Origin of the sequence: Eggerthella sp. (assembly GCF_048329335.1) — a bacterium.
Taxonomy (GTDB): Bacteria; Actinomycetota; Coriobacteriia; order Coriobacteriales; family Eggerthellaceae; genus Eggerthella; species Eggerthella lenta.
The window spans coordinates 1-14,802 of sequence record NZ_DBFEGU010000490.1; the positions used below are offsets into that span (position 1 = coordinate 1).

Below are 14,802 nucleotides of genomic sequence, written 5' to 3' on the forward strand. Positions count from 1 at the left end.
GTCGGACGGCGGCTCCCGCGCGCGCTCGCGGATCGGGGGACGCGGCTTCGACGGCCGCCGGTTTCCGGATCGTGCGCAGTCGGCTGCGATCCGGATCGCGATACAGAGGGGCGGGGTTGATGCCCCGTTCCCGTTTCCTGCGAGAAGAGGGAACCGCCCGATCGGTTGGAGCCGGTCGGGCGGTTCTCGTTTTCCAGCTCGCCAAGGGGGAGGGGAGGTCGGCGAGTGTGGACGGGGTTGTTCGGTTTACAGCTGCGCCAGGATGCGGCCGACCAGCATGCCGTGCGTCAGCGCCATGCCATGGCTGATGCCGGGAGCCGGCAGGGGGTAGTCGACGAGGAAGCGGCCGCCTTGGGCGTTGCCCACAGCGTACAGGCCCTCGATGACCTCGTCCTCGGTGTCCATCACGTTGAAGTCCACGTCGGTTTGCAGGCCGCCCATGTTCACGAGGATCACCGTGTCGGTGAGCGGGTAGGCGTAGAACGGACCTTCCTCTACGGGGAACAGACGGTCGGCGCGCTTGCCGAAGTCCTCGTCGTTGCCGGCGGCCGCCAGCTCGTTATAGCGCTCGATGGTGGCGGTGAGCGCGGCTTCGTCGACTTCCATGAGCTTGGCCAGCTCGGCGATGGAGTTCGCCGTCACGCCCAAGGCCTTCTCGCCCTCGAAGTAGCTCAGGAAGCCCGGCGTGTTGCCGTCTTCGTTATCCTCGTCGGAGATGTAGGCGTTTTTGCCGTACGAGCCGTTGGGCACGTCGGCGCCCGACTCCACGTACCAGTTCACGTTGCCGTGGCCGGTGTCCATGTACTTGATCTGGTCTTTCCACTTGCTGTCGAAGATCTGCCAGGCCGTCTTCTTCGGCAGGCGCGAAAGCTGGTTCTGGAACGGCTGGCCTCCCACGTCCTCGTTCATGAAGCGCTCGCCGTTGATGTCCACCAGCAAGAACGCATCCATGCCCAGAGGTCCGCCCAGGTGGTGCGTCATGGGAGCGTGCGGACCGTCCTCCATCTTCGCGCCGATCCACATGCCCATCTGCTGGCCGTCGCCCGTGTTCGTCTTCTCGCCCTTGGCGTCGACGTTCGGGAAAATGCTCATGAAGCGGTCGGACCACGGCACGTAGTAGCTCATCATTTCGGCGTTCGAGGCGTAGTCGCCCGTAGCCAGAAGCACGGCCTTGCTGGCGGTGATCTTCTTGTAATCGCCGTTCTCGTCTTCGACGATGACGCCTTCCACGCGTCCTGCGTTGTCCGGACGCACCAGCTGGCGGGCGAACGTGGAGTACAGGAACTGCACGCCGGCCTTTTCGCAAATGTCCACCATGTTCTGGATGTAGGGGCCGTTGTCGGGCAGGCAGATCTGGCAGTCGTCGAAGATGGGGTAGAAATCGTCGGCGATGTTGGCCTCGGCGGGATGCGGCCAGTGCATTTTGCGGACGCTCATGGACTTGCCGTCGTAGGTGTCGGATTCCGCCTCCACCACGTACTGACCCTCGCTGGCGGCCAGGAACCAATCGAACGCCTCGCCGGAGTTGTCGGCCCACAGGTTCAGGATGCGCTGGTTGGGGCGGTAGCCGCACTCTTTCATGATCTGGCCGACTGCGGCGTTCTTGTCGATGTGGATGCCCAGGTCCTCTTGGATTTTGCCGCCGATGCAGCCCACCTGGTTCGAGCGGTACTGCCACGTGGTGGCCTTCTCCACGACGACGATGTTCTTCGCGCCGCTTTCCACGGCTGCGCGAGCCGCGCTGATGCCGGAGAGTCCGGCGCCCACGATGACGATGTCGGCTTCGACGGTCTCTTTGATGTCGCTGTCGGCAATGGGGCTCGGAGCGGTCAAGAAGCTCGGTCCGCCGGCGGCGGTGGAGCCGGATGCGGCGCTGGCGTCCGATGCGCCTGCGCTTGCCGCGTCGCTGCTGGCTTGCGGCGAGCAGCCGGCCAGCCCTGCGGCTCCGGCGGCCATGGCGGCTGTGGCGCCCAAGCCTAGAAACGCGCGGCGGGACAGCCCTCGTTCATTGCGTGACATGGTCATGTCGTCCTCCCTGTTCGAAGTGTTCTCGCGTCATCCCTCATGTGACGCTGGCATGACGATACGTCGCAGCGCGTGGTTTGCCGCCGACCCAAAGGGTTGATTCCGAAGGAGGTGGGTTGATATCGTCCCAAAGGGTTGATGCTGGCGTGCGTTCGCGCTCCGGGTGAAAAAGTCCGGTACAATGACGGAAGTTTTCAGGGGCGTGCGAGGGGCGAGCGATCGTCCGGAGGGAGGAGGATCGGTGAAGGCTGCGTTCTCGTCGACAAGCCGCGAATTCACTTCGCGCTACGCCGGTCTAAGCTTCTACTGGGCCTGGGTGTTCTTGTCGTTCAATTCGCTGGATATAGTGGGAGGGGACGGACGGGCAATCTCGATAGTGCACATTATGTCGTCGGCTACCGCTATGGTGATGTTTGCGGTATGTGCGTTGAGCTGGCGCTCGGTGATGGGGTGGGCGGCCAAGCGCGTTCGAATCGTGCTGCTGGCATGCGGCGTGACGGCGCTTGCCGGAACCTGCCTGTACGCACTCCCCTTGTTCTCCGCTTTGCCTGCGGCGATGGGCGCAGGCGCGTTTGCCACGGGATTCGCTTGCACGCCTATCGTCTTGGCTTGGGGTGTAATCTATCGTGACCTCGACGCCCGGCGCGCCGTGCTGTTCACGTCCATGACGTTTCTGGGCGCCGCCTTGCTGTACGGGGCGATCATGCTGCTTGGGTCGACGATGGCGCCGGTTGCGGTGTCGCTGCTGCCCTTGGCCGCGGCGGTTGCTGCGATGGTGAGCTTGCGCGATTGGCGGGCCGAATGCGCGCCGGATGCCGAAGCGCGCCGCCGCGCGCGGAGCGAGATACGCGACCTCGTGCGCACGGCGCTGTCGTGGCGCGTGCTGGTAGGGCTGATCGCGGCGTTGTTCTCGTATGGCGGGCTGCGGGTGTATTTCGGCTCGGTTGCGCCGAGCGTGTTCTCGGATCCCGCGCTCATGGCGGGCACCATCGCGTTGGCGGCGTTCGTGTTCTTCGTGTATGGCGCTCTGGTGTCACGCACGAGCCTCAACCTTGGCGTGCTGTACCGTATCGCCATGTCGGTGTGGGCGTTGGCGTTCGTGTTGATCGCGCTGGTGGGTCACGACAACGTGACGATGGTGTTCTTCATGGCGTCGCTCAGCTCGGTGCTGTTCGAGGTGCTCACCTGGGCGCTTTTGGTCGAAATCGCGCGCACGACTCATTTTGCGGCGCTGCTGGTGTTCGCGGTGGGCCGTTTGGCCGTGCATGTGGGAATAGTGGCTGGCGAGGTGGCTGCGTTTGCATTGATCGACGATATGGCGTTGTTCGCGGTTGTGGCCGTGTTCGTGTTGGTGGCGTCGACGGGTTTCGCGTTCGCCGACCGCGATACCACGTTCGCATTTGAGAGCCCGACGCCGGCCGAGTTGGAGCGACTTTCCGGTGGGGACGGGCGTTCGCATGCCGACGAGTCGGTTTCGTCTGGCTCGGGGGCTGCGGGCTCTGCGGTTGAGCCGGCGGATGCGAGCCTTGTTCCTGTCGCCGCGGACGTTGGGGCGCGCATCGAAGCGCTGGCGAAAGCGTATCAGCTATCGCCGCGCGAGAAGGAGGTGTTCGCTCTGTGGGTGACGGGGCACGGCTCGAAGTACATCCAGGAGAAGTTCGTCATCTCGCCGGCAACGGTGAAAACCCATGTGCGCCATATTTACGAGAAGTGCGATGTCCACAACCGCGCCGAACTTATGCGCAAGCTGGAAGAGGCCGGCTGAGAAGCGACGCGGCTTCGACGCGCTGCCGGGCGGCATTTCCCGCGCGTGCCCGCGGATCGGGCGTGCGGCTTCGGCGCGCTGCCGGTTTCCGGAACGTGCGCCGGTCGGCTGCGATCCTGCGAAAGCGCGGCGTCCTTGCTTGGCGCCAAAACGACGAAGCCCTCCAACATCTGGTCGGAGGGCTTCGCGGGGGGCGGTCGCGGAGGCGCGCCCTTAGGCGCGCGTTGCCAGCTTGCGGTTCACCACGCGCTTGAACATCACGGTGAGCAGCACGAGGCCCACGCCGATGAGGATGTGGCCGATGCCGGCGATGCCCGAGATGGCGGCGTCGGGCATCGCAAGCGGTGCTCCGGTGACTTCCACGACGCCGCGCACCAGCATCATGCACACGGTGACGACCAGGCCAACGTTGTACACGATGTAGAATGGCTTGAACAGCTTGTCGCCGGTGAAGTCGTCCTGCAAAGCGAACAGCGTGGCGATCAGGAATACCGCGAACCCGAGCACCAGCAGGTGCGGGTGCATAAGTCCCAGTGTGGTCTGCCCGGTGAACTGCGCGAAGTTCGTGAACTCGCGGAAGAATACGCCTGCCGCCGCCCCGGCGATAAGGTATACGAGTGCGGTGTTGATCAGTTTCTTCATAAGGATCCTCCCTGGTCCGTATGGTCAAATATGAACGTTGTTCATTATCCGAGGTTTCTTTTTCCGAAGGGGATATGTCACCAAATCGTCATCAATTGCCGTTTCCCTGCGGGCGATCCACGAGCGCGAGCGGTTGTGCTACCCTGTTCCTCATCGAAATCAACGGCGGAGCCGGGCGACAAGACGAGGACGTGGTGCATATGGTGAACGAGAGAATGTACGGCTTGGGAGCCGAGCCGAGCGCGATTCGCGAGTTGTTCGCGTACGGCATGGTGCGCAAGGCGGAAATCGGCGCCGAGAACGTGTTCGACTTCAGCATCGGCAACCCTAGCGTTCCCGCGCCCGATGCCGTGAAGCAGGCGGTGCTCGAGCTCATGGACGAGGAGCCCAGCGCCTTGCACGGCTACACGCCGGCAGCGGGCGATCCGCGCGTGCGCCAGGCCGTGGCTGACCATATTCGCCGTCGCTACGACGTGCCCGCCCAGCCCGAGCAGGTGTACCTCACGGCAGGTGCCGCCGCAGGCTTGGCCATCTCCATCTCGGCCGTCACCGAGCCTGGCGACGAGGTCATCATCATCGCCCCGTTCTTTCCCGAGTACAAGGTGTGGATCGGCACGGCGGGATGCGCGTGCGTGGAGGTGCCGGCGCATGTGCCCGACTTCCAGCTGGATATCGACGCGCTTGCGCAGGCCATCGGACCGAAGACGGCCGCCATCATCCTCAACTCGCCGAACAACCCGGTGGGCGCCGTGTGCTCGCGCGAGAACCTGGAGGCGTTCGCCGCGCTGCTTGCGCGCAAGGAAGAAGAGCTCGGCCGCAAGCTGTACGTTATCAGCGACGAGCCGTACCGCGAGATCACGTACGGCGCCGAGGTTCCCTACGTGCCGTGCGTGTGGCCGCGCACCATCGTGTGCTACTCGTACTCGAAGTCGCTGTCGCTGCCGGGCGAGCGCATCGGGTATCTGTACGTGTCCGACCTGATGGACGACGCGCGCGAAGTGTCCACGGCGGTGGCCGGCGCGGGCCGCGCGCTGGGCTTCATCTGCGCACCGGTGCTGTTCCAGCGCGTTATCGCGCGCTGCATCGATGAGCCTTCCGACGTGGCGGCCTACGCGGCCAACCGCGAGCTGCTGACGACGGGCCTCGGCGAGTTGGGATACGAGTTCGTGGAACCGCAGGGCGCGTTCTACCTGTGGGTGCGCGCGCTCGAGGACGACGCGCAGGCGTTCAGCGATCGCGCGAAGGCTCATGAGCTGCTGCTGGTTCCATCCGACAGCTTCGGCGTCGGCGGCTGGGTGCGCGTGAGCTACTGCGTCTCGCGCGAGGTCATCGAGCGCAGCATGCCCGCGTTCAAGGCTCTCAAAGAATCGTACGAAGGCTAAGGGCTTGCCGTAAAGGGCCGGCGACGCGGCTTCGGCCGTCGTTGTCGGCTTTTTGTTTTGCCGAACCGGAAAGGTCGGGAAAAAGTGTTGCCCTCCTCGAACTAATGATGGCGCTCTCGTCCTCGACGCGCGATAATATCGCTAGATCGCTTTGCTGCGATAAAGCAGCATAGCGATGCAGACGGTATAGGTTCGAACAAGGGGACACACGATGGCTCAGCAAGACGGTTCTCCGGCGAAGGCGTCCGGAGAGAACATCGAGCAGTTCGGCTACAAGCAGGAACTGCGAAGAGGTATGGGACTATGGGACGTGGTATTGTACGGCGTCCTGTTCATGGTGATTATCGCGCCGCAGTCCATTTTCGGCACCATCCAGCAGAACAGCCACGGCATGACGCCGCTGGTGTACATCATCGGCTTCGTGGCCATTCTGTTCACGGCTATGAGCTACATGCGCATGAGCAAGCGGTTCCCCATTGCGGGTTCGGTGTACTCCTACGTGCAGCGCGGCATCAACCCGCACGTGGGCTTCATGGCGGGCTGGCTGATCCTGCTCGACTACGTGCTGGTTCCCTCCTTGCTCATCGTCATGGTGATGAACTGGGGCGTGGCGCTGGTGCCGGGCAGCCCGGCATGGCTGTGGGCTGTGGCGTTCATCGCGTTCAACACGTTCGTCAACATTCGCGGCATTCAGATGAGCCGCGGCGTTGACTGGGTCATCTTCATCGTCGAGATTGTGGCCGTGGTCGCGTTCATCGCTCTTGGCACCAACTTCGTGTTGGGCGGCGGCGGCGCGGGCGGCTTCGTCCTCGACCCGATCTACCAACCGGGTCAGGTGGACGCGCACTTCGTGGCGGCGGGCATCTCCATCGCGGCGCTTTCGTTCCTGGGCTTCGACGGCATGTCCACGCTGGCCGAGGAAACGCACGAGCCCGAGAAGAACATCGGCAAGGGCATCATCATCGCACTGTCCATCATCATCGTCGTGTTCGTGGCGCAGACCTACATCGCCGCCATCGTGCAGCCCGATTGGGCGGCCACCGATCCCGACATGGGCTTCTTCGATTCCGTCTACCTGGTGGGCGGGCCGGTGTTCTACAAGATCATGTTGCTGGTCAACATCGTCGCGGTGGGCATCGCCAACATCATCAACGCGCAGATGGCATCCTCGCGCCTGCTGTACAGCATGGGCCGCGACGGCGTGATCCCGCGCGTGTTCGGCAAGGTGCATCCGAAGTTCCAGACGCCGTGGTTCGCCTCCATCTTCTTGGGCGCGATCACGCTGTGCCTGGCGCTTCCGCTGCAGGACTACATGGGCACGCTGGCGGGCTTCGTGAACTTCGGCGCCCTGTCGTCGTTCATCCTGCTGAACTTCGCCGTGTTCTGGTTCTTCTTCGTGAAGGAGAAGAAGCGCGCGTCGTTCAAGGACATCCTGATGTACCTCATCTGCCCGTTCATCGGCATAGCCATTTTGGGCTACGTGTTCACCGGCTTCGAGTGGGCCACGTATGCCGTGGGCGTCACCTGGCTGGTCATCGGCCTGATCATCGGCGCGGTGAAATCCAAGGGATACAAGGAAGTGCCCGAGGCGTTCAAGAACCTGGAAGTGTAAGGACGCATTCGTTGATTGAAGGGACGGCCGCGGCGTATTTGCCGCGGCCGTTCGCGTTTTCGTTCCCCGCAACGCATCATCGCCCGAAAAACACGCCTCAGCTTCGATTTCCGTGTTTTTCGGGCGATGATGGTGCGCAAGCCGAATGAGAAGGAGATGACGATGGGCGAAGGAAAGGCCGTGCTGGCCGTCGGAGCCATCATGGTGGACATGCTGTGCCAGGTTGCGCGCCTGCCCCGATCGGGCGAGGGGATCGTGGTGGAGGAGTCGCGCGCCGTCGTGGGCGGTTGCGCGTTCAACGCGGCGAACGTGCTGCGGCAGCTGGGTGCTCCGTACGAGCTGTTTGCGCCGGTGGGGTGCGGCATCTTCGCCGGGTTCGTGGAACGCGAGCTGCGCGAGCGCGGGCTCGAGGCGCCGCGGTTCGATGATCGCGACAGCGGCGGCTGCATGTGCTTCGTGGAGCCGGGCGGCGAGCGCACGATGGTCACGCTGCCGGGCATCGAGCGTCATTTCGTGCGCGCATGGTTCGACCGTGTCGAGGCCGCGCGCTTCGGTTGCGGGTTCGCGAGCGGCTACGAGGTGGAAGGGCCGGGCGGCGACGCCATCATCTCGTTCTTCGAGGATCATCCCTCTATAGAGCTGTATTATGCGCCCGGCCCGCGCGTCTGCGGCGTAGGCGCGCAGAAGACGGCCCGCATCAACGCGTTGCATCCGGTATGGCATCTGAACGACCAAGAGGCGCTTGCGTATACCGGGCGCGCCACGGTTGAAGAGGCGGGCGCCGCCATCGCCGAGAAGTGCGGCAACGCGGTGGTGATCACGGCGGGCAAGGACGGCGCGCATCTGTTCGTCGATGGGCGGCATGCGGTGGTTTCTGCCGGGCTTGTGGATGTGGTGGACACCGTCGGCGCGGGCGATGCGCATCTGGGCGCGCTGACCGCGGCGCGCGCGGCTGGACACTCATGGGAAGACGCGCTGGCGTTGGCGAACCGCGTGGCCGGAGCGGTGTGCGGCGTGGAAGGGTCGACGCTGACCGACGAGGCGTTCGCGAGGACGGGTGCGCGGCTGTAGGACGCGTTGTCTGATGGCGCAGTCGTTCGTTGAGATATTCTCTGACGAAACTGTTATCTATACGTAAACTTGTCGTACAATTGAAGTTACTTTTCCCTAACGGCTAGGAATTGTCGTCGGTGCTTGCCCGTGCGATCTTCCCGGATGAAAGTGGTATGCTCATGGAGGCGATGTTCGGTGAAGTCGAAACCCTTGCCTACGTGATAGACAGCGAATGCCGCGTCGTCTACTTCAACAAGAAGATGGAGGTTGCGTTTCCCCATTTGAAAACGGGCATGCTTTGCTATCAGGCCTTGCGCGGCGAGCCCGCCTCTTGCCCGGATTGCCCGCTGATGCTTGACCATGCCAGCAAGGGCCGGGTCTACAACCAGCGCATCCGGAGCTGGATAGAGACAGAGGTGAGCGACATAGACTGGCCTGGCTCGGGCGCGTGCCACATTTTCCTGAGCCGTGTCATCGATCGGCCTGATTTGGGCGCGGCCGATCCGAAGCCGTTCGATGCCCTGACGGGCCTGTATACGCGCGAAGCGTTTTTCTCGGCGGTCTCCACTGCGATCCAAGCATATCCGGAGCGCTCGTATTGCCTGATGGCCGTTGACATCGAACATTTCAAGCTGTTCAACGAATGGTACGGCGAAGAGGCCGGAGATTTGTTTCTGGAAGAGGTGGGGAGGCTGCTCGGCGAGGCTGCAGTCGAGAGCGGCGGCGTTTCAGGCTATCTGAGCGGCGACGACTTCTGCATGCTGCTGCCTTGCGACGAGGGCATGATCGAGACTCTGCGAGCCCGCATTACCCAAAGCGCGCTTCATCACGGCAAAGGCATGGGCTTTCTTCCCGCGTTCGGGCTGTTCCGCATTGACGATCGGTCCCTGCCCGTCGGCATCATGTACGATCGCGCGTTGCTGGCTTTGGCCTCGGTCAAGGGGAATTACGCTCAGCGTTTCCGATGGTACGACGATGGTATGCTCAGAGAGATCAAGGACGACCATTCGCTTTTGCTCGAAGTGCAGCAGGCTTTGGAGAAGGGCGAGATCACGTTCTACGCTCAGCCGAAATGCAACCTCGACACGGGCAAGATCGTGGGCCTCGAGGCTCTGGTTCGCTGGATGCACCCTGAGCGCGGGCTCATCCCGCCGATCCAGTTTATCCCCATGCTGGAGCGAAATGGGCTGATAACCGCGCTCGATCTGCATATTTGGGAGGAAGTGTTCCGCGCTCTGCGCGCGTGGATGGACGCCGGCCAGGCGCCCGTGCCCATTTCCGTGAACGTGTCGCGCCGCGACTTGTATGCGCTCGATGTTTTGGGCACGTTCGAGGGATTGCTCGAAAAGTATGATATCCCCCCTCGTCTGCTCGCCGTCGAAATCACCGAAAGCGCGTACGTCGAGGATTGCGAGCTGATCGTGGACATCGTCGAGGGTTTCCATGACCTGGGCATCTCCGTTCATATGGACGATTTTGGCAGCGGGTATTCGTCGCTTGGCATGCTGAAGGACGTGAACGTCGACGTCTTGAAACTGGACATGAAGCTGCTGGACGCGATAGACGCGCAAAGCCGCAAAGCCCGTAGCATTCTGGAAGCCATCATCGGTATGGCGAACTTGCTGGACATCCGCGTGATCGCGGAGGGGGTGGAAACCGAATCCCAACGGCAATTGCTGGTGAAGATGGGGTGCCTGTACGGGCAAGGATACTTTTTCTACAAGCCCATGCCGAAGGCGGAGTTCGAGCCTTTGATTGCGAATCGGACGAAGGTTGATTTCCGCGGCATCCATGCGGACTCCATCGAGAGGTTCCGTATTCGCGACCTGATAGAGAGCAGGGTGCTTAGCGATGCCATGCTCGACGATATCCTGGGTCCCTTGGTGCTGTACGATCTGTACGACGGCGAAGTGGAGCTTCTGAGCGCCAACGAGCAGTACTGTCAGCTGAACGGGGTTAACGCCGTTGACCTGCACGAGCTGCGTTCCACGTTCGCGCGTCGAGCGTTCGAGTCGGATTGGGACGAGGTCATGGAAGCGTTCGAGCAAGCTCGCGAGAACGTCCCGAATGGCGCGGTCGTCGTAGTGCGTCGTATGCGCCCGGACGGGTCGACCGCTCACCTGCTCGTCCATCTGCTGTTCCTGCGCGAGCACGAAGGCCACTACCTGTATCTGGGTTCGCTGAGGGACGTGACTCGCGAGCGGCAGCAGGCGCGTCAGCTGGAGTCCTCTCGTCGAGCGTTATCGGCTGCCACGGATGCTTCCCCGCGCGATCCGCTGCTCGTAGCATTGGGGGAAGAGAACCGGCGAACCGCCCTGGCGCTTTCTGCAGAGCTTTCGCCTGGGGGAATGATCGGAGGATACTGCGAGCCGGAGTTCCCGCTGTACTTCGCCAACGCTGCTATGGTGGAGCTTCTGGGTTACGACACGTACGAGGAACTGGCTGCGGGCATCGATTGGCGCGTGGGCAACACCATACATCCGGACGATCTGGCCTCGGTTGCGCTCGACATCGGGCCCGAGTACTACGTGGGGCTCGAGTACACTACCACGTACCGCATGGCTCGCAAGGACGGGACGTGGTTCTGGACGCTCGACAAAGGCCGGGTGGTCGAAGCGGAAGACGGCAGGCTTGCCATCGTGAGCGCTTGCACCGACATCACCGAAGTCATGGCGGTGCAACAGCAGCTTGCCGAGCGAAACAAATTGTTGATCAGCCAAAACGAAGAGCTTGCATTCCTGAATGAAGATATGCCCGGCGGCTATCATCGCTGCCTCGACGCTCCCGGGTGCGATTTCCTGTACATGAGCGACCGCTTTCTGGACATGTTCGGCTACACGCGCGAAGAGATAAAGGAGCTGTTCGACGACAAGTACATGCTCATGGTGCACCCCGACGACCGCGACAGCGTGGCCAAAGGCGTGACCGCGCTCAGGGAGGGCACTGCGGGGTCGGATCCGTTGGAGTACCGCATGAGAGCCAAGGACGGCTGGCGCTGGGTGATCGACCAGAGCCGTTTCTTGGAATACGATGACACCTCGTTTCTGCAGGGCGTCGTAGTGGACGTGACGGAAACCGTGGAACTGCGCGACATGATGAGCATGCTGATCGAGCACACCTCGAGCGACATCGTGCTGCTGTCATGGTCCGACAAAGAGGACGTCCGCGTGAACGTGGTGGCGTGCGGTGCGTCGAAGAAGTACGGGCTCTCGCCCGAGCAGTACGAGGATATCATTCGCGGCCAGCTGTACCTTCCGAGCGGAGACGGGGGCGGGCGCCTGGTCGACGAGATCGTCGACAAGATCGATCGAGGCGAGAGCTTGGCGATTGTGGATCGACCGCGCTTTCCCGGGCACGAGAACGTCTGGATGCACGTCGAGGCACGCCGCGTGGGCCTCGAGTCCTCTGAACGTATAGCGTTGTGCCTGGTCACCGATGTGACTACCATGAAGAACCAGCAACAGGAGCTGTGGCTCACCAAGCGAAAGCTGGAGGGGGTTCTGGATCAAGCCGGCGTCCAAAGCTGGGACTGGGACATCAACAGCAATCGCTTGGTGCTCTCGCGCAGCGAGCTTATGGAGCGTATATTCGCAGGTCTGAGCCGCTTCGAGGACGACATGCTGGTCGTGGACGGGTTCGACCCCGAGACTATGCGGTTCCGCTTCGTGCCGCCCGACTACCAGCAGGCGTTCAGGGACTCGTTTCGGGGCGTGCGCACTGCTCGCGATCGACAGCGCTCGGTGTTCGAGATTCCGTTCACGTTCGAGGACGGGGCGCCTGTGTGGATAGAGGTCGCGTGCGAGACGGTGCGCGATGAGCGGGATCGACCCGTCCGCGCGGTGGGATACTACCTTGACATGACCGATCGCAGAAACGAATCCTTGCAGAACAAAGCGAACTCCGAGGCGTTGCGGCAGCTGCGAGAACAGAGCTTCCAGCTGCTCAAGATGGCGAAGACCGATGCGTTGACCGGGTTGCATAACCGCCAGGCGGCCATCCCGAAGATAGAGGAGCGCCTACGCGCGGTCGAGGCGGGCGAGCTGGGCGATGCTTCGTGTGCGCTGATCATGTTGGATCTGGACTCCTTCAAGCTGGCCAACGACGTGTTCGGGCACGCGTACGGCGATCAGGTTATCGTGCATGTGGCCGAGGCTCTGAAGGAGTCGTTCCCTGGCGACGTCGTCTGCCGTATGGGTGGGGACGAGTTCCTGGTGTGGTGCGAGGACGTGGACGAGGGAGCGCTGGAGGATAGGATCGCCTCTGCGCTGCGTGCCATGGAGGTCGAACGCGTTGAGGACGGTCGAACGTTCCTGTTCTCAGCGTCGGCCGGTTACGTGCTGGTTCCGCAGGAGGGCTTCTCGTTCGACGACCTGTATCAGAAAGCGGATTCGGCGTTGTTCTCGGTCAAGATGGGCGGCAAGCGCTCCTGCTCGCGATACTGGTCTGGGATGAAGAGCGTTCGCTGCGAGCTGGCCGAGTGACGGGTGCTGCCGGCTCTTTGTCTGCAGCCGCTTCGGCTCGCTTGCTTGCGCGATCATGAAAACAACACTTACGAGAATGCTTGAGATTCGCTAGAATCGAAGATGCCACGGCGCGCTCCAGCGCGCCCGGCGTGTCTCGTTTCCCCGAAAGGCGCCTTCTGCGCTGGTAGGTTCGATGGGGCCAATCAAGACAACCGAAGACGAAAGGACGATTCCTTTATGCAAGGGAAACCTCTTGTGCTGCTGCTGTCCGTCTTGTACGGCAGCGCGTTCATTGCGGGGTTCAACGAGAACCTCGTCAACATGGCGCTCGTGTCCATCATGGCGGAGTACGGCGTCGACTCCGTGACGGCTCAGTGGCTGGTCACCGGCTATATGATCGTGGCCACCGTCGTGGTCACGTGCATGGCGTTTCTCTATCGGCGCTTCCATGTGCGCACGCTGTTCTTCGGCGCGGCCGGCTTGAGCATCGTCGGCTCCGCGATGGGGCTCGTCGCTCCCAGCTTCGAGCTGCTGCTGGTCGCGCGCCTCGTGCAGGCGGTGGGCACGGGCATCTTCATCCCGCTTATGATGAACACCATCCTCGTGGTCACGCCGAAGAACAAGCTGGGCACGTACCTGTCCGTCGGCGGCTGCATGATCACGTTCGGCCCCGCGTTCGCCCCGGTGGTGTGCGGCGCGCTGGTGACGGCGTTCGGATGGCACAGCATTTTCGTCGTGCCCATCGTGGCGATGGCGGTGCTGGCCGTGCTCGGCTTCTTCTACATGAAGAACCTCGAAACGCACGAAGCGCATCTCGACGTGCTGTCGGTGCTCCTTTCCGCCGTGGCGCTGACCGTGTTGTCGTTCGGTTTGACGCAGCTGACCACCGACGGTGTTCTGGCTGCTGCCGCCCTCGTGCTGGCGGCGGCCATGGTTGCAGTGTTCGTGGTGCGCCAGCTGCGATGCGCGCATCCGCTCATCGATTTGGCGCCGATGAAGAATCGCGCGTTCTGGCCGGCGCTCATTCTGGTGACCATCGCGATGATGAGCATGTTCTCGATGAGCGTGCTGTTGCCGCTGTACTTCGAAGGCGCGGCGGGCATGACCGCCTTCGCCGCTGGTCTGGTGATCCTCGTTCCCGTGCTGGCGAACGCGGGCGCCACGCTGCTGGGTGGCCGCATCATGGACAAACGAGGCGAATGGCCTTTGCTGCCTCTGGGCTTCGGCGGCATTGCCATCGGCTTCATCGCGTTGGTGGCGGTTGCGCCGCAGCTGTCCGTGCCGGCGGTGTTCGCGGCCATGCTGGTGATGTACGTGGCGGTGGGCTTCATCTTCTCGCCCTCGCAGACGGCAGGCCTGCGGGCGCTGCCGCCTCAGCAGAACCCGTTCGGCGTGGCGCTCATGACCACGTTCGTGCAGATCGCTGCATGCATCGGGCCATCGTTGTATATCGGCATCATGTCGTCGGGGCAAGCGGGCGCTGCGGCCGGGGGCGCTTCTGCGGCGCAGGCGACCGCGGACGGGTTCGCGCTTGCGATGGTGGTGGCCGCGGCCATCGGCGTCGTTGGGTTCGCTTTGTCGCTGGCGTATGCTCGCGCGGCGCGGAAGCGTGCGGCCGTGCAGGCCGTGGAACGCGCGGCGCAGTCTCCGGTGCAGTCGGTGCTGGCGTCCATCATGGAGGCCGACCCCTACACGCTGCCGGCCGCCACGCCGGTGCGCGAGGCGATGCGCGCGTTCGTGGATTTGAGGGTCGGCGGGTTGCCGCTGGTGGACGAGCAGGGGCATCCGGCGGGCTTCGTGTCCGACGGCGATGTGATGCGCTACCTCGCCGACAAGCATCCGCTGATCACGGGATCGTAT

At 62.9% G+C, this 14,802-nt stretch carries 8 protein-coding genes; 6 read left to right on the forward strand and 2 right to left on the reverse strand.

Annotated elements, in window-relative coordinates:
• Positions 1-246: 246 nt before the first annotated feature.
• Positions 247-2,025 (reverse strand): FAD-dependent oxidoreductase, encoded by a 1,779-nt coding sequence (locus tag ACMO6A_RS15170; RefSeq protein ID WP_009305761.1) that lies wholly within the window; start codon positions 2,023-2,025, stop codon positions 247-249.
• Positions 2,026-2,266: 241 nt separating this feature from the next.
• Here ACMO6A_RS15170 and ACMO6A_RS15175 point away from each other — a divergent pair, with 241 nt between their 5' ends.
• Positions 2,267-3,790, forward strand: a complete 1,524-nt coding sequence (locus ACMO6A_RS15175) for a helix-turn-helix domain-containing protein (protein WP_009305762.1) — start codon at positions 2,267-2,269, stop codon at positions 3,788-3,790.
• 213 nt (positions 3,791-4,003) lie between these two features.
• On the opposite strand, the gene ACMO6A_RS15180 is transcribed toward ACMO6A_RS15175, so the two are convergent.
• Complete coding sequence (locus ACMO6A_RS15180) at positions 4,004-4,432, reverse strand: DUF2871 domain-containing protein (protein ID WP_009305763.1); 429 nt, start codon at positions 4,430-4,432, stop codon at positions 4,004-4,006.
• Between the two features lie 200 nt (positions 4,433-4,632).
• Between ACMO6A_RS15180 and ACMO6A_RS15185 the strand changes: the two genes are divergently transcribed.
• From ACMO6A_RS15185 to ACMO6A_RS15205, 5 genes are all read left to right on the forward strand, one after another.
• The gene (locus ACMO6A_RS15185; protein ID WP_035577440.1) at positions 4,633-5,814 is read left to right on the forward strand and encodes a pyridoxal phosphate-dependent aminotransferase; all 1,182 of its coding nucleotides are present in this window, start codon (positions 4,633-4,635) and stop codon (positions 5,812-5,814) included.
• A 211-nt stretch (positions 5,815-6,025) separates the two neighbouring features.
• On the forward strand, positions 6,026-7,426 hold the full coding sequence (locus tag ACMO6A_RS15190) for an APC family permease (RefSeq protein WP_009305765.1): 1,401 nt from the start codon (positions 6,026-6,028) through the stop codon (positions 7,424-7,426).
• A gap of 162 nt (positions 7,427-7,588) precedes the next feature.
• Positions 7,589-8,497 (forward strand): PfkB family carbohydrate kinase, encoded by a 909-nt coding sequence (locus ACMO6A_RS15195; RefSeq protein ID WP_009305766.1) that lies wholly within the window; start codon positions 7,589-7,591, stop codon positions 8,495-8,497.
• A gap of 161 nt (positions 8,498-8,658) precedes the next feature.
• A complete protein-coding gene (locus tag ACMO6A_RS15200; RefSeq protein ID WP_230309050.1) occupies positions 8,659-12,960 on the forward strand; it encodes an EAL domain-containing protein in 4,302 nt (1,433 codons plus the stop codon).
• 219 nt (positions 12,961-13,179) lie between these two features.
• Positions 13,180-14,802, forward strand: a 1,623-nt coding sequence (locus ACMO6A_RS15205; protein ID WP_418471494.1) for an MFS transporter, incomplete at its 3' end; no start/stop codon positions are given.